The sequence below is a fragment of the Pseudomonas sp. S2_H01 genome (genome assembly GCF_054668305.1).
Window position 1 is genome coordinate 423612 of the sequence record NZ_CP162756.1, and the last position, 15079, is coordinate 438690.

The 15079-nt window shown below is 53.3% G+C and carries 15 protein-coding genes and 1 pseudogene; 8 read left to right on the forward strand and 8 right to left on the reverse strand.

The window, feature by feature from the left end:
* The first annotated feature begins 131 nt into the window (after positions 1-131).
* Both AB4N84_RS01925 and AB4N84_RS01930 read left to right on the forward strand, forming a co-directional pair.
* Positions 132-1028 carry a TIR domain-containing protein gene (locus AB4N84_RS01925; RefSeq protein WP_460045018.1) on the forward strand — a complete coding sequence of 299 codons (897 nt, stop codon included), beginning with the start codon at positions 132-134 and terminating at the stop codon, positions 1026-1028.
* Between the two features lie 194 nt (positions 1029-1222).
* Positions 1223-1342 (forward strand): annotated as a pseudogene (locus AB4N84_RS01930) (IS30 family transposase); the annotation flags it as partial.
* Between the two features lie 73 nt (positions 1343-1415).
* Here the strand turns inward: AB4N84_RS01930 and AB4N84_RS01935 are convergent.
* Complete coding sequence (locus AB4N84_RS01935; protein ID WP_460045019.1) at positions 1416-3971, reverse strand: TIR domain-containing protein; 2556 nt, start codon at positions 3969-3971, stop codon at positions 1416-1418.
* A 764-nt stretch (positions 3972-4735) separates the two neighbouring features.
* Positions 4736-5188, reverse strand: coding sequence for a winged helix-turn-helix transcriptional regulator (locus AB4N84_RS01940; RefSeq protein ID WP_460045020.1), 453 nt, complete (start codon positions 5186-5188; stop codon positions 4736-4738).
* A gap of 187 nt (positions 5189-5375) precedes the next feature.
* Between AB4N84_RS01940 and AB4N84_RS01945 the strand changes: the two genes are divergently transcribed.
* The 4 genes from AB4N84_RS01945 (at position 5376) to AB4N84_RS01960 (ending at position 7951) form a co-directional block, all read left to right on the forward strand.
* A complete protein-coding gene (locus AB4N84_RS01945) occupies positions 5376-6317 on the forward strand; it encodes an SDR family oxidoreductase (protein ID WP_460045022.1) in 942 nt (313 codons plus the stop codon).
* A 118-nt stretch (positions 6318-6435) separates the two neighbouring features.
* Positions 6436-7056: an NADPH-dependent F420 reductase gene (locus AB4N84_RS01950; protein WP_460045023.1), complete on the forward strand. Its 621-nt coding sequence runs from the start codon at positions 6436-6438 to the stop codon at positions 7054-7056.
* Positions 7057-7145: 89 nt separating this feature from the next.
* Positions 7146-7652 (forward strand): nuclear transport factor 2 family protein, encoded by a 507-nt coding sequence (locus AB4N84_RS01955; RefSeq protein WP_460045025.1) that lies wholly within the window; start codon positions 7146-7148, stop codon positions 7650-7652.
* A complete protein-coding gene (locus tag AB4N84_RS01960) occupies positions 7649-7951 on the forward strand; it encodes a hypothetical protein (protein ID WP_460045026.1) in 303 nt (100 codons plus the stop codon). The genes AB4N84_RS01955 and AB4N84_RS01960 overlap by 4 nt, the downstream gene beginning before the upstream one ends.
* A gap of 304 nt (positions 7952-8255) precedes the next feature.
* Here AB4N84_RS01960 and AB4N84_RS01965 read toward each other — a convergent pair whose 3' ends face one another.
* Positions 8256-8771 carry a GNAT family N-acetyltransferase gene (locus AB4N84_RS01965; protein ID WP_460045027.1) on the reverse strand — a complete coding sequence of 172 codons (516 nt, stop codon included), beginning with the start codon at positions 8769-8771 and terminating at the stop codon, positions 8256-8258.
* 373 nt (positions 8772-9144) lie between these two features.
* On the opposite strand from AB4N84_RS01965, the gene AB4N84_RS01970 reads away from it, so the two are divergent.
* Entirely contained in the window at positions 9145-9546 is a 402-nt protein-coding gene (locus AB4N84_RS01970) for a GNAT family N-acetyltransferase (protein WP_460046917.1), read from the forward strand.
* Between the two features lie 106 nt (positions 9547-9652).
* On the opposite strand, the gene AB4N84_RS01975 is transcribed toward AB4N84_RS01970, so the two are convergent.
* Positions 9653-10306: an NADPH-dependent F420 reductase gene (locus tag AB4N84_RS01975; RefSeq protein ID WP_460045029.1), complete on the reverse strand. Its 654-nt coding sequence runs from the start codon at positions 10304-10306 to the stop codon at positions 9653-9655.
* Between the two features lie 137 nt (positions 10307-10443).
* Here AB4N84_RS01975 and AB4N84_RS01980 point away from each other — a divergent pair, with 137 nt between their 5' ends.
* Positions 10444-11352, forward strand: coding sequence for a LysR family transcriptional regulator (locus tag AB4N84_RS01980; RefSeq protein WP_460046918.1), 909 nt, complete (start codon positions 10444-10446; stop codon positions 11350-11352).
* A 666-nt stretch (positions 11353-12018) separates the two neighbouring features.
* Here the strand turns inward: AB4N84_RS01980 and AB4N84_RS01985 are convergent.
* The 4 genes from AB4N84_RS01985 to AB4N84_RS02000 form a co-directional block, all read right to left on the reverse strand.
* Positions 12019-12390, reverse strand: a complete 372-nt coding sequence (locus AB4N84_RS01985) for a histone-like nucleoid-structuring protein, MvaT/MvaU family (protein ID WP_460045030.1) — start codon at positions 12388-12390, stop codon at positions 12019-12021.
* 638 nt (positions 12391-13028) lie between these two features.
* Complete coding sequence (locus tag AB4N84_RS01990) at positions 13029-13268, reverse strand: hypothetical protein (RefSeq protein WP_460045031.1); 240 nt, start codon at positions 13266-13268, stop codon at positions 13029-13031.
* Positions 13269-13291: 23 nt separating this feature from the next.
* A complete protein-coding gene (locus AB4N84_RS01995) occupies positions 13292-14572 on the reverse strand; it encodes a Y-family DNA polymerase (RefSeq protein WP_460045032.1) in 1281 nt (426 codons plus the stop codon).
* Complete coding sequence (locus tag AB4N84_RS02000; protein WP_074757881.1) at positions 14559-14990, reverse strand: LexA family protein; 432 nt, start codon at positions 14988-14990, stop codon at positions 14559-14561. The genes AB4N84_RS01995 and AB4N84_RS02000 overlap by 14 nt, the downstream gene beginning before the upstream one ends.
* Positions 14991-15079: the final 89 nt, after the last annotated feature.

Sequence of the window (15079 nt, forward strand, 5' to 3'; positions counted from 1 at the left end):
TGCTAGAACGATGCTGGCGAAAAAATGGCTTGCTGGCAGATGATGCGTGGCGACAACTTACACACGATTTTTTTCATTTTCAGCTTCTCCTTCACTTTGCTGCGGAGAGAGGCACCATATTGAGGTCAGGTATGTCAATTTCCTCGCTGACAAGCACCATCAACCGGTTACAACGGGAGCTGGCGGACATTTCCAGGGGCATAAGCCAGGAGGTAAAAAAAGAAGCCGACCTGATCGGTCGTATTGGCCAGATCCAGCGTTCAATAACCAAGAACACGTCAGTAAGCACCTTGAATAGCAAGCTCAGTGAAATTGCGCGTAAACAAAAAGATGTAGCTTCGGTTGCGAGCAAAAAAGCAACACTTGCAAAAAAGGAGGCTGAAAAGAACAGCCAGCTATTGAAAGCGAAGCTAGATCTAGCAAAGGAGGAGGAGCGTGAACGCAAACGCATTTCAACAGCCAGGGAACGCGAAATCCGAAAGGAGAACGACCTCGTACGACAAGGGCAAGCAGCTCATTTGCTTTTGCAGCGTCAGCTCAATGCAGAGCGCGCTGCCAGCAGCAAGCTTACTAAGGCCCACTCCTCAGTAGCCTCTCTAGATGACGAACCAAAGATTAAGTACGACCTGTTTATCTCTCATGCTTCTAACGATAAAGACGACTTGGTCGAGCCTCTTGTAAAAGCTCTTCAAGCACTGGAAGTGAAGGTGTGGTACGACAAATTCACTCTCAGGGTCGGAGACAGCCTGCGCAAGAAGATCGACCAAGGGCTATCGAATTCTCGTTTCGGCACTGTGGTCCTGTCATCAGCGTTTTTTGCTAAGCAGTGGCCTCAGTACGAATTGGACGGGATGACCGCTCTGGAGATGGATGGCAGGAAGATGATCCTCCCTATATGGCACAAAACGTCCAAAAGCGAGGTTATCAAATTTAGCCCCACCCTAGCCGACAAGGTTGCGCTCAACTCGTCGCTTATGACGATCGAGGAAATTGCTAAGGAGCTAGCGGAAGTAGTGCTTGAACGGTAAGCCCAATGAGCGGAAGTAGTGCTTGAACGGTAAGCCCAATGAGCGGATCAATTACGCGACCGCCGTTATCCAGATCCTGACCGAACCGTGCATCGTTAAGCGCACCAACGTACCAAGCATTAGCCTCAGCAGCCATATTGCCGTTCGGTTCGAGCAGACAGTCGTATAAAAGCAAGTTCGGGGCGATTTTGGCGGAACACTCGCAAGCCATGCTTGATGAAGTGGCGAGGCAGCTGAATAGCCGGCCTCGAAAAACACTAAATTACCAAACGCCAGCGGAGCTATTTACCCAATCTGTTGCGTCGACCGGTTGAATCCACAACCACAAGCGGACGTTCGAATCAGGCCCGCTTATGGCCGGAAAAACCAAAGCAACGAGATAAAAATTTACTTTTTCGCGAAATCCCTCACAGCCTCAGATTTTACTCCTGGTGCTCGAGCAATCTCTTCCACTAAGACTTTTCGCAATTCTTCAGCACTTTTCGAACTGAGAAATCTAGCATTACGATCATAGTCAATTATAGCCTCGTCAAATCGGCCAGAATCAGCGAGGGCGAGGATTCTCGTCGTTCGGACAAGAGCAAATTCGAGAACACCTTCGTCTGCATCATCATTCTGAGGAGGCCGGTGCAATCCGTCTAAAGTTGTTAACGCCTCCCGGGAGTCGCCACTGCGCAGTAGCCATTCCGCTAGCAATGCGCGATACCAAACCGTATGGCTATTCTTCTTTTGGCTATCCAGCAAACTCTTGGCTTCGGGATAACGACGGCTCGCCATGGCAAACCCAATCTCTCTACGAGGGCTAAATGATTGCTGCTCACGCTCGTCAGAAGATGCCAGCCTAGATAATAGAGTTCGGATTTCTTCCTTTAGACCTTGGTCGTGAATCGAATCACGAAAGCGATCTATCAAACAAGCAACCAGAATATCCATAACAAAGGGGTTCGTTGGAGCGATGCGTAGTGCTCCTCGAGCATGTTGTTCAGCTTCCTGCGCTCGGCCCTGCTCCAAAAGTGAGGCCGCTAACTCCCGAAGAACATGGAAGTCACCGGTTCCTCCGTTACCCAACGCTACCATCAGCTGTTGTTCCGCTCCACGGAAATCACCAGCCAAACGCTTTTCGAAGCCTCGGATAAACGCAGCAATCTTTCGTGTCTTACCGCTTGCGATTCTGTCAAGTTCGGTATAACTAAACTCTTTCAGAGTGTCGTTGTTCTTACGAACCCCCACAAGGCCTAATATCCTTAGCACTTCAACGATGCCTTCGTCACTGAGCGCAATCCTGTTTTCAAACGCAGCTTTAGCTTTTTCAGCAGCCGGAATGAACGCTCTTTCATCGTATAGTTTACGAGCGACACGTAACTGTTGAGCAGCAAGTAAAGGTTTACTTACTAGCACACTGCTGAATTCGCCATCCGCTCGGATTGCTGCAGCAATAGAAGCCCGAAGGGCTAAATAGGAACCGCCTTCAAGATTTTGTGCTTGATCCAAAATAGAAACAAGATTTTTACGAACTGGCACCAATAATCCTTGAAGACCTCGATGTTTTTTCCACCGACGCATTACCAATCTTAGATGGGAAGCGGCTCGTAGGTTTTCTCCCGAATCCTCAAGCATGCCGTAATCTAAAAGCTTGGCGAGCGATGCGGAAACATCTTCGTAATGCTCGTCATTGGTAAATCCGAATAAGACATCCTCTGGCGTAGCACCTCCCAATTCGTCAACAAGAATAATGATAGCCTTTTCGACATCAGACAAAGGAACGTTCTCAAGCGCTTTCTCGACATACTCTTCCAATGCCGACTTGCCATCTTTAGATGACAAATCTATCTTAAAACGAGCCACACCAGCCGCTTTCATTAACTTCGCAGAAAGTTCTAAAAGACCCGGATGTCCGCCAACAGATGCGACCACCTGATCTATTAAGATTTCCGACGCTGCACTGTTAGAATCATCGCACAAAAGCTCAAAAAGGTGCCTCGCATCTTTATCGTCAATACTGTTTAGCTTTAAGTAGGGAATATCACCAATTGACGCTAATGACCTCGGCCCAGGGCCACGGACGGTAGAAACTGCCAAGACAGGATAGCTAGGACTTGAGGCTCTAATTGCACTTAGCAACCATTCCTCGAAATTACCATCAGAGTTAACTATATCGTTTGAGAAAATTACGACAACGACCTGCTTTGATTTTTCGATCTCACCAAACAGTCGCGACAACTCTAATGTTTTTTCTGCAGAAGTGAGCTCAAGAAAAGATTCGAGTTTTTTTAAAGAGGCACTCCAATCAGGTGCCGGCTCGAAATACTCAAGCAATCGCTCGTAAAGTACAGCTTCGCCCTCGTATGATCCTAATTCAATCTGCACCCAGTGCTTTGGAATGAAAGGATATAGATCCTCATATGCGCGCCCTAATAAGCGACGTTTTCCAATTCCACTTATGCCAGAAATCATTACCGCAGATGGCCTGGCAGCCGATCGGTCTCTTAACATTGACTTCAGAGTGGAAAGCTCGTTGTCTCTGCCAATAAATCGAGCGGATGAGATCACATCTTGCGTAATGAGCATTGAGCGAATTCTTAGCCCCACGAGTTTTTGAACCATTAAGGTCTGTACAACAAACGGGCGTAGCCAAGGATCTAGCATGTCGCGCGGGGTTTTATCTAATGGAAAAATCGCAACGCTAGTAATTTTCCCCTCAAAAAACATATGCTTGGCATATCTGATTTCTTTTTGAACCCAAGGTGAATCTAAAGCATTCTGCGAATAGAACAGGACAAATACCTCAGAACTCCCCAACGCCAAAAGTATCTCATCAGCCGAATCACCAGTCGGCTCAAAAGTTCTTTCGTCACAATGACAAAGCGCGCTGCCAAGCGCATCGGCCACGCCCTTTACGAAACCTTTATCCTTGCTGCTGTGCGACAGAAAAGCCTTGCTCATTACGGCTCCTTGCTAAACCGACCGATAGTTATTTGGCAATCATAATCGTAAAAACGTTTCAACCGATACTTAATAACGAGTACACCTGTCCGATTACCTACTGCGCCGCACGCACGCTCCTCAGATCAACATTCAGAGTATATGCCGGAAGGCGGCGGTGAGTCGAAAGGTAAAGCCGGTTGAACGGGGGGGCGTGATCACAATGCGCGATCACTCAATCTATATCAAGTAAATGCCGTTAACTGAAACTGAAATCAGTCGAATATCCCTCTTCGGCGAGGAGCATGTCTGGTGTTGAGGGTCCGCTATTGGCCTAGGCTGCGTAAAAACAGTTATGAGTGCTGGTTGCGTTCGAAAGCGTTTTTACACAGCCTCGACCGATTTCCGCCTGTCAGGACCGACCGCTCTGGGTCGGAAGCAGCCTCTGAGCAAGTCAGAGATTCTTGTGGGCACCCCTGGGGCAAGATCGACCAGAGTGGGTGTTGGAAATCGCGAAGGTTTTCCCATGGATTGGGGTTTTTCTTGCCGTTGTCACCTCCAGATGAATGGCAAAAGGGCGTCCGCAATGACCGGTGACGCACTGCGCGTCGACGGCGGTGTTGTCGACATTATTTACGGATGCATCTGCGTCGCCGCCAATGAGCCAGACGTTCACAAGCGGCAGCCCCTCGCAGAACGCCATCCACAGGAGCCGAAGTTACTGTGCAATTCACGAGCACCTTGGCTCTCCGTCAGAACGGGGTCACGGCGCCCGCGCTGGCAACTTATCCGTCAGCCGTGGGGAAGATGCATCCGCCCTTACGTATTAGCGCTTTCACCTCTTCAATCGTCTGTATTGGGTTCTGGTTCAACTGCTCAAAGAGCTTAGAGCCCTGACGCACGTACGATTGCGAATCGTGTTTCGCACTCCACATCACAATGTTCAGCAGGATGGGAACGAGGTCTATGCCCTTCTCCGTCAACTCATAAAAATCCTTGCGCCGGTCATCGGGGATGGGCTCTTTTGAAAGAACTCCCTGCTCCTCAAGAAAGGCCAGACGAGACGCGAGGACGTTGGTCGCAATTCCCTCCTCCGATTTAAGGAACTGGCCATAGGTCTTTTTCCCGGTAAAGACGATGTCGCGGATGATCAGCAGCGACCATCGGTCACCGAATATCTCCACGCCGTAATTCACTGCACAGTGAGACCGGAAGGCCTCTTTAGGTGTCGTTTTCATCACTGGATTCTAGCATCGCTTGCACATAGCAAGTAACATCTAGGCATATCACTTGCTTTTTACAAGTGAAAAGACCAGCATGATTTCCACTGGGTCACAGACACCCATTTTGCGGTTGGCATCAGCGTCACGGCTGAGCACAAACGCCAGCACCTCTCGTATCACATTGCTGAAAAAGGACCATCACATGCACGTTTTCGTTACCGGAGGCACCGGCCATTCTGGCCCGTACATCATCTCCGACCTGATCGCTGCCGGCCATGAGGTCACTGCACTGGCTCGGTCCGATAAGGCCGCAGCGTCAGCTATTGCGTTGGGGGCCAACGTTCGTCGCGGCAGTCTTGAGGATCTCGACGGGCTTAAAGAGGCTGCCGCCGCTTCGGACGGCGTCATCCACGTTGCGCACCGGCAGGACCTAATGCCCACTGGCGGGATTAACGCAGTTGCGGCGGCAGAAGTTGAGATCATGCTTGCCTATGGCCAGGCACTGGCCGGAAGCGGAAAGCCGCTGGTTGTCTCTGGCAGCGTCGGCTCGCCAGGGTGGGAGGGCCTGGGCCGGCCGGCCACTGAACAGGACCTGCCCCTTCCCGGCGGCGACCCGCACAAGAACACCCTGCGGGTTCGGAACATTGTCGAAACCACAGTGATCGGTCTTGCCGAAAAGGATATACGGTCTTCGATCGTACGAATCCCCGAGATCATGCACAGCTCCACCGATAACGCCGGTTTCCTTCCGTTGTTGATCGGGCTGGCAAAGGAGAAGAGGATCGTCGGCTACCCCGGAGACGGCGCCAATCACTGGGGAGCCGTGCACGCACGTGATCTCGCCACCGTGTTTCGCCTCGTGTTGGAGAAAGGCGCCGCAGGCAGAAGCTGGCATGCCATCGCTGATGTGGCTGTCCCTTACCGCCAAATCGCCGAAGCCATTGCCAGTCGGTTAAATCTGCCGGCCGTGCCCATTCCCGCAGACGTGCTGATGCTACCTGGCTATTTCGGGTTCCTTGCGAACCTGGTCACGCTGGACACCCCGACATCAAACACTATCACGCGCCAGCTTCTTGGCTGGGAACCGGCCCAGCCCGGACTCTTCGCCGATCTTGATAACGGTCATTACTTCCCGGCCGACTGACGAGCCAACGTCAAACCGTTGGGACGCACTGCGCCCAGCGGATGGTGTTTGTAAAACCGCGTCGGCGTAACCCATCCAGAAAAGACAGAAATACCTGATTTCAGAACGGAGACAGCTCATGAGCACTATCAGCATCATAGGTTCCGGGGGCATGGCGACATCAATCGCCGGCCGGATCGCCAAGTCCGGCAAAACCGTCGAGGTCATTAACCGCGATCCCGCCAAGGCCCAGGCACTGGCCGACAAGCTCGCATCCGGGACAATCACACGGGCTTACGGAGACAGGCCTACGGGTGACATCGTCATCCTCGCCGTGCCATACACCAGTGCGTTGGTGGTACTGGCCGACTTTGGAGAGGCCCTTGACGGCAAGGTGATCGTCGATATCACCAACCCGGTCGCTCCCGACCTCTCGGGCCTCGTCACGCCCCAAGGCAGTTCCGGCGCACAGGAGATTGCCAAGGGCGCCCCGTCCGGCGCGCATGTCGTCAAGGCGTTCAATACGCTTTTCGGCCACGTACTCGCCAAGGGTGAACGACTGGATGCATTCATCGCGGCGGACGATGCCGATGCGAAGACACGCGTCTCGACGCTACTGGAAAGTCTCGGACTGCGTCCATTGGATGTCGGCAGCTTGCAAATGGCACAGTCGCTGGAGTGGCTTGGACTGATGATGATCGGCCTCGCTAAAAACGGCGCCGGAACTTGGGACATCGCAACGAAAGTCGATATCGGGTGAGCGATTGACACCAAGTCCTCACTCTCAGGCCCACATCGTGTCCGATCGAATTGGACACGATGCCAGGTAACGGAAATAGAGAGATTTCAATGAGCACACTAGAGAATGTCCAGACTGTAAAAGACTTTCTTGCCGCCGTCAGCCGCGTCGATAAGCCAAGTTTGCTGGCGTTGTCTGACGAAGACATCGAATGGGTCATTCCGGGCGAGGATTGGCCTCTGGCGGGCACGTACCGCAGGCACGAAGGCTTGGCCCTTCTGCTTCAGAAAGCCTCACAAATACAAACCTCATTTCCGGAGCCACCCAACTTTGTAGCCCAAGGAGATCGAGTTATTGTGATCGGATTTGCCACTGGGAAAGTAAACGCCACGGGCAAGACGTTCGAAGACCACTTTGTCTTTGCCGTGACTGTCCACACTGGCAGGGCGAAACACATCCGCGAATACGTCGACACGCAAGCATTTGGCAAGAGCCTCCAAAAAAACGAGAGCGGTTCGTCGCGCGGTAAACATAGAGTGGCAGCTATCGGCCAGGAGCGGACGTCCAGCCCACCACTTTTCTTCATGCAAAAGCTGCCGACAGGAAGGCAATCTTGAAAAGGATTCAAACTCGCCTGGCGATTTCTCAAACGTCAACATACGGAAATAGATTCGTGCAGATTCATATTATCTACACCCGAACAGTCATATTGCTCTCCAAGCATCCTTACCAATCATGGAGAGAAATTCAAAATCAGTACCCTGACTACATGACTTCACTCGGCCCTTGGGAAGAAGATACGGTCATCGAATATCTTGCAGATGAATACCCAGAGCTTTCCCCGCATCCGCAAGAGCAAGTCAATGCGTTCATAGCAGATACTCAAGAGGTAAGGGTGCTTACTTTTGCCGCGTAAAACGTCTTATCGACCATTCTCAGAAGCTCGCCCTGGACGTCCGCTTTGGGTCGAAAGCAGCCGGCTGCGACAGACCGCTATCGGCCAAAAGCGGCCCATCGAATAAGGTGGAAAACGGGCTCAAGTGGACGTTTACACAAGACCGGCTTCCGCGAGGAACACGTTTCATTCGGGCTCCGGTGTCATTAGCAGGATTTCGGAACGCAGTATGGCAATGGACGACATTCTTCACGGTGCGCAATTCGTCCATTAGTGACCATTTTTGATCGCCAGACCTTTGTTGTTCACAACCGGACGCTTTGGTTTAGGGCTCACGCGTGTAGACGCCCATGGCTTTGCCATGTACTTCAATTTCTGCCTCGAAGGTCAGATCAAGGCGCTTGGCGAGACTAAGGGATGACTCATTGCCATGAGTGATGAGTGCCCGGATCCTCGGCTCTCGACGAACCTCTAGGGCATAATGCATAGCTGCTGCCGCTGCCTCGCTCGCGAATCCTTGTCCCCAGAATGCACGATAAGTGTTCCAGCCAAGCTCCATCACAATTGACCCGTCGCGAAAGAATGCTCCAACATTCCCCACGAGTTGACCAGTCTGCCGCACCTCTACCGCCCACCAACCAGCACCATCCAGTAGCCATAGTCCCGCGTGTGAGTTGAATATCCGCCACGCTGTTTGGCGGTCAGCCAAGGCGAGATGGGCCGCACTTTCAGGATTCGCCAGATGTTCCGCGAATGCATCGAAATCATCGCGCCTGTATTCACGAAGCGTAAGACGCTCAGTCTCAAGGCATGGCATGGAAGTGGTAAACGCGTAATTCATGTTGTGAACTCCTTGTATAAACTCGTGCTCATTACTCGTTTTTAACATGATTCAGATAGGGCCGCTGGGTTACCGGTGATACGCCAGCCGCATCGGGTGTGGAGGGGCCGCTCGAACGGCAACAGATGTATTGATACGGTTCGCTTTGGTCGCGAGGCGATCATTACAACGATCTGACTTGCGTCGGACTTAGCGCCTGACGACAGGCTGCGTCGGCCATGGGTTCATGATTGAATGTCCGCTACGGGTCGAAAGCGGCCATTTGCGCGTTTCCTGCCCGCCCATCAAGATCTCTTGGCAAAGAAGACTACGCACCAATTCAAGGAGGATTGACCCCTTGAAGGTTCAACAGCTCACGCACCTGCCGCCACAAATGGCTACCCTTGAGAAAGAAGCAGTTGCAGAAGGCTTCAGGTTTCTCACCAGACTGATTTCAGAATGGAATTCCGGCACCAATCGCTTCGATGCGCCCGGCGAATCCCTCATGGCGGCGTATCTGAACCAGCGCTTGGTGGGCATTGCGGGTTTGTGTGTTGATCCGTTCACGCATGACCGTACAGGAAGGTTGCGACGTGTGTATGTGGCGCCTGCATCACGTGGGCAGCAGGTTGGCCGCAGACTGGTAAGCGCATTGCTTGCCCACGCCGCGTTGCACTTTGAAAGTGTGCGTCTGTACACCGACACCTCAGAGGGGAGCGCTTTTTATCTGCGCTGCGGCTTCACTCGAACAGACGACGCTCACGCGACCCACATAGTCCAGATCAAAAACCTCTAAGTTTTTTTGGCTATCGTCCAGAATCTACCCGGCGCGACCTTAGGCCTGGAAGATTCTTTACGTGCAGTCTGTCCAACTCGCTCAGACCTTCGCGCCACAGTCTTCATCACCTTCTCCATGCACCTTGAAGCTGATCGGGCCCATCGTCGGCCAAGGCTTCGCGCAAGCCAGCGATGTCCAGCGGCCGGCAGTAGGCCGGACGAGCCCGCTCGAAACGATGACCTTCTGCGAGGGCACCCGCATCGACCACATCAAACCCGAACCGCTCATGCAGTTCGATGACCCTACGCTTGGCGTCCGCGTCATCACCCGCAATCGGCAATGCCCGGCGCCACATCGAACTGTCCGGATGTGAATGTGCAATGAGATCGCGCTCCAGAATGGCGTTGAATGCTTTGACCACCCTGGCACCGCAGAGACGCCGCGCCAATATCTCGCTGGTGGTGCTTTCATGGTTGTCCAGTTCGGCGATCTGGCCGTCACGCTGGGGATAGTAGTTACCAGCATCCAGCACGATTGTGCCGGTAAACGCCTGTACTGGCAGCTCTGAGTAGCGGCCAAAAGGAATAGCGAGTAACACCAGGTCGCCAAAGGTTGCGGCCTGCTCGACCGTTCCGACCTGACATCCCAGCGATGCGACAGTGCTGGTTAATGTATGGGGCCCGCGCGAGTTGCTGAGCATGACCTCGCACCCATTTTTCATGGCGAGGGCAGCGATTGCCCCACCGATGAATCCCGCTCCGATAATGCCTATTCGCATTGTTCCACTCCTGCTTTCCAGAGAGATATTGCTGAAAGGCCCTTGCCCGTCAGCTCGATAGTCAGGATGCTATTTGAAATCGGGCGGATTAAATATTGGCTTTAGATTGCGATAGTCGAAACCATGAGTATTGAATGATGGACCAATTGCAAAGCATGGCCGTGTTTATCAAGGCCGCAGACAGCGGCTCATTCTCCGCGGCCGCAGTAGCTCTGGGCATTTCTTCGCAGATGGCTGGCAAACATGTCAGCTCTCTGGAAGAGCGTCTGGGCGTGAAGTTGCTAAATCGCACGACACGTCGGCAAAGCCTGACCGAGATCGGCCAGCAGTATTACGAACGCTGCAAGCGCGTGCTGGCCGAAGCCCAAGCCGCCGACGCCGTGGCCGAGAACTACACGGAAGCGCCACGTGGCCGGTTGCGCATCAGCGCCCCTGTGACCTACGGCACCTACTGCCTGATGCCACTGTTGAACCGCTACCTGCGTCGGTATCCGGAGGTAAAGGTAGAACTGTCGCTCAATGACCGCTTCGTGGATCTTGTCGATGATGACTTCGAGGTCGCGATCCGGATCGGGAAGCTGGACGACTCCAGCCTTATCGCTCGTCCATTGGCCCCCTACCGGCTAATTGCCTGCGCCGCCCCAAGTTACCTTGCCGAGCACGGCACCCCACTGTCGCCCGACGACCTCACCGGTCATCATTGCCTGGGATCAAACGCCTGGCCCGCGACGGTGTCAGGCGAGTGGAGAATGCTGGGCGGAGAAAATCTGCAACAGCTCGCCCGGCAAAGTCGGCTTCAAGTCAACGATGCACGCGCACAGCGTGCTGCGGCCTGCGACGGTTTGGGCATTATCGTGGGGGCTGAGATCATGCTCGCAGACGATATTCGTGAAGGTCGCCTGGTACGCCTCTTTCCCCAGCTCCAGACACCAGCACGACCGGTTCACCTGTTGTATGCGAGCGACCGGCGTATGCCGCCCAAGCTGCGCAGCTTTATCGAACAAGTGGTGGCAGAACTTGAAATTGATCCGGGTTCAATGAGGTGACGGTGTAGACGGGGGCCCAGCCAGCGTTTGAGATCCGACGCCGTCGATAAAGACCCCAGGCTTGGTTGGCCAACCACGCTTGTCGAAAAGGAAGGCTCAACCGGCAAACTGCGTGAATTTTATCTGGCCCATTGGTTAGCATCAGCTGACATCGACAATGTAGGCCGGGCGAGCACCGACAAATCAAGGAAGAAGAGAAGCAGCAATATAACGTTGCGGTACTAGGCTGGCGTTGTGCAGTCCAGGACCACCTTGGCGTATTAGAAGCGCAAAAAGTGATTGACCGTCTGTGCGGCGGGCTGATTTAGCGTTGAGTGTACGGCAGTGACCCAAGTCCGGAATTGAACCTGAGGAATCTGGAGTGTCGGCTATCGGCCAAAAGCAGTCATTTAGACCAGTAGGACCCTTTTCCTCTTCTTGCACACTGCATTCCCTTTAGATCTCAAGGAAACAAATGCACGGATGGCTCGTATCGAATAGTCGTCTTTGAAGCCTGACCAATCGGAACAGACGGTCGCCGTCAGCATTCAAGACCACCCTGAATCAATTTAGAGCTTGATCTTTAGGGCGAGTTTGTCTTACCAGGGCAAACTATTAGATATGGATGCCTATTTCCAAACCCAAGAGAGCCGTAGCTTGGACGGCTCCTATACTCACCACCGGAGATCATTTGGTCAGCCAGGACTCAACCTCTGCGCTACCAAACTGGGCTTTCCACGCCTTGAGCAACTTATGGTTTCCGCCCTTCGTTTCCACTACTTCGCCTGTAAGCGGGCTCTTGTAGACTTTTACCGAGCGTGCCTTGCGAGTCGCTTTCTCGGCAACTGCCGGAGCGTTCCTCCGGCTTTTGCCACTTTCCGGATCCAGAATGTTGACTACGTCACGCAAGCTAAAACTGTATTCACCTAACAGGTCTCGCAGTTTTGATTCAAATTCGATTTCTTTCTTCAAGCCGCTGTCGTTTTTCAGCGTTTCCAGTTCGGCCAGTTGAGCGGCAAGCTGTTGTTCGAGTTTGCGGAACTCGGCGAGACGAGACATGTGAAGCTCCTTAATCCTAATGATGGCACTGCTGGTATCATCCTAGTTGAAAGCCTAGGGCAAGTCAGCACGCGCGCGGCAAGATAATTAGGCATCGTCTCGCCTAAAGGTTCATCAGGCACGCGGTTCACAGCTAACAAAGCTGTTACTGACCCTCGGCTGATGAACCGCTGACCTAGGGGTGAAGATCATTGACTCGCTCTGCTGCAAGTTGGACGCCGACTTCGTATTTGTGAACAACCAGCCTGGCGTTATCTGCATCACGCAATTTCAGTGATGCCACACACGTCTGCCATTAGGTCAGCGCCCAAGCGCATCAATCTCCAGTCCTAGCCCAGGATCGGTGACACACCTGCGATGGTATTTCCAGAAATCACATTGATGGAGGGATGGTATTAGTCGCCCACTGGCCCCAGCAGTCGGTAGTAATGCTTAGCGAATTGCGCCTCCGCGCTTCGCCCCTCGCGTTGAGCGCACAGTGCACTGGCGATATGCCAATCCCGAGCCCTCAGCCGGCTCAGCCAGGTGCGGAGATAAACCGCATCACAGCATGCGAAATTTCGACTTTCCCCTGAGCGTCCTGCCGCAGGGATGATAGATAGCTAAGACAGTATGGAATTATTCGGACAGGATCAGGGTCAGCCCGGCACTACTTCCACATGAACGATCCGCCCTTCAGCAACGTCGTTCACCAAGCATTGAAGACGATCCTCTTCACGCTGGAACATGGCAATCATACGGTGCAGAGCCTGAGCGTCAGGATCATTGCCGGCTTGGCTCAGCCGCTCTGCAATCCTCATGAGCTCAACGGCCGACCACTTGAGATCAGCTGCTAGACCCTGCAAATCTCTGCGTAGGTTTTGGTTTGGATTGTTCATGTCGGCTTCCTCTTGCCCCTTCCCTATATGGCTTTGACCGTCCACAGCTGATCCAGCCGAGTCGTATAGCTCTGGCTCATCAAGTCGCGACGCATGGCCCATCCAGGGTTTCTGGGCACGCTGGCAACACGGAGCGTTCCTCTTCCCCACCTGCTATTGATGTCATCCAGTACTCCCATCAATGTATCGGCAATGGCTGGCTGTGAATGAGCGAATAGGTCATCGGTGAACTCATCAGGCTGACGCAGATCCATCAGCAAGACCTCGGCCTTGCTGTACTTGAAACCTGGCCTAAACAGGCGATTCACCGCCTCGGTGGCAGCCTTGGTCATGAGTCGCACATCATTGGTGGGATACGGCAACTCGACCAAAGCCCCACTGGCGTACTTGGCCTCTTCGGGATTGAACATCCCTGTACGGATGCTGACGCGGATCTTCTTGCACAGTGAGTTCTGCGCCCGAAGCTTTTCAGCCGCGCGCTGGGTGTACGTGGCCACGGCTTCTTTGATCGGCTCAATGTCGGTCAAGCGACTGCCGAACATCCGGCTGCAGCAGATCTCTTGTTTGGGCGGATCAGCTTCTCCGAGCTCCAGGCATGACGTGCCGGCAAGCTCGCGAGCCGTCTTCTCGATCACGACGCTGAATTTCTGCCGGAGTGTCCAGGCATCGGCCTTCGCCAAGTCCATCGCAGTCTTGATGCCCATGACCTCAAAATGCGCTTTCATCCGCTTACCGACACCCCACACTTCACCGACCTCGGTGTTGCGAAGCGTCCAGTCACACTTGAACTGATCGCAGAGATCGACGACACCACCTGTCTTATCGAGCAGCCGTTTGGCTGTGTGATTCGCTAGCTTGGCCAAGGTCTTGGTACGCGCAATCCCGACGCCTACCGGGATGCCGGTGTACTTGAAAATGGTCGCTCGTAGCTTGCGGCCAAACGCTGTGAGATCGCCAGGCACACCGGTCAGATCAGCAAAGGCTTCATCAATTGAGTACACCTCAAGGGCTGGCACCATGGACTCAATGATCATCATGACGCGCTCACTCATATCGCCGTAGAGCGCGTAGTTGCTGCTAAATGCGACCACGCCATTTCTACGCAGATGGTCTTTGATCTGGAAAAACGGCTGGCCCATTTTCACAAATGGTTTTGCATCGTAGGAGCGCGCGATCACGCAGCCGTCATTGTTCGAAAGCACTACGATGGGAGTCTTCGCAAGATCGGGTCGAAAGACGCGCTCGCAGCTCGCATAGAAGCTGTTGCAGTCGATCAGCGCAAAGACCGGCTCAGGTTTTGTCATGATCGCGAACGCTGTATTTGACGACGCCCCATATGACGAGTTCGTCCCCTTCCATCACGTGACGCGCGGGATATTTGGGATTTTCGGACATGAGGATCACCTCGTTCTCACGCATGTGCAGACGCTTGCAGAGTGGTTCCGTGTTGAGCGCCGCAATTACGATGTCACCGTGCTCGGCATACAGGCTGCGATCAACAATCACTAGGTCGCCATGGTAGATGCCAGCGCCTTGCATGCTGTCGCCATCGATCTTCACGAGGTACACATGAGGCGCGCGGATGTCGAATAGCTCGTCCAGGGAGATATGCTTCTCGATGTGATCCGCCGCCGGCGATGGAAAGCCTGCAGGGACATGAAACGAGTAAAGGGGCAGTTTATCGCCGCCCGCTGCCACTGGGCCGATGATCGTGACGCTCATGATGCAAACCTTGAGATTGATTAACTGTACGTATATACAGTTAACGATTTACGCTGCTTGCGGTCAATCTCATAAGCAGGAAATTTCGA

Bases quoted from the DNA above. Each gene is read 5' to 3' on its own strand.
- AB4N84_RS01925 (WP_460045018.1), top strand. From the start codon at position 132: ATGTCAATTTCCTCGCTGACAAGCACCATCAACCGGTTACAACGGGAG.
- AB4N84_RS01935 (WP_460045019.1), bottom strand. From the start codon at position 3,971: ATGAGCAAGGCTTTTCTGTCGCACAGCAGCAAGGATAAAGGTTTCGTA.
- AB4N84_RS01940 (WP_460045020.1), bottom strand. From the start codon at position 5,188: ATGAAAACGACACCTAAAGAGGCCTTCCGGTCTCACTGTGCAGTGAAT.
- AB4N84_RS01945 (WP_460045022.1), top strand. From the start codon at position 5,376: ATGCACGTTTTCGTTACCGGAGGCACCGGCCATTCTGGCCCGTACATC.
- AB4N84_RS01950 (WP_460045023.1), top strand. From the start codon at position 6,436: ATGAGCACTATCAGCATCATAGGTTCCGGGGGCATGGCGACATCAATC.
- AB4N84_RS01955 (WP_460045025.1), top strand. From the start codon at position 7,146: ATGAGCACACTAGAGAATGTCCAGACTGTAAAAGACTTTCTTGCCGCC.
- AB4N84_RS01965 (WP_460045027.1), bottom strand. From the start codon at position 8,771: ATGAATTACGCGTTTACCACTTCCATGCCATGCCTTGAGACTGAGCGT.
- AB4N84_RS01970 (WP_460046917.1), top strand. From the start codon at position 9,145: ATGGCTACCCTTGAGAAAGAAGCAGTTGCAGAAGGCTTCAGGTTTCTC.
- AB4N84_RS01975 (WP_460045029.1), bottom strand. From the start codon at position 10,306: ATGCGAATAGGCATTATCGGAGCGGGATTCATCGGTGGGGCAATCGCT.
- AB4N84_RS01980 (WP_460046918.1), top strand. From the start codon at position 10,444: ATGGACCAATTGCAAAGCATGGCCGTGTTTATCAAGGCCGCAGACAGC.
- AB4N84_RS01985 (WP_460045030.1), bottom strand. From the start codon at position 12,390: ATGTCTCGTCTCGCCGAGTTCCGCAAACTCGAACAACAGCTTGCCGCT.
- AB4N84_RS01990 (WP_460045031.1), bottom strand. From the start codon at position 13,268: ATGAACAATCCAAACCAAAACCTACGCAGAGATTTGCAGGGTCTAGCA.
- AB4N84_RS01995 (WP_460045032.1), bottom strand. From the start codon at position 14,572: ATGACAAAACCTGAGCCGGTCTTTGCGCTGATCGACTGCAACAGCTTC.
- AB4N84_RS02000 (WP_074757881.1), bottom strand. From the start codon at position 14,990: ATGAGCGTCACGATCATCGGCCCAGTGGCAGCGGGCGGCGATAAACTG.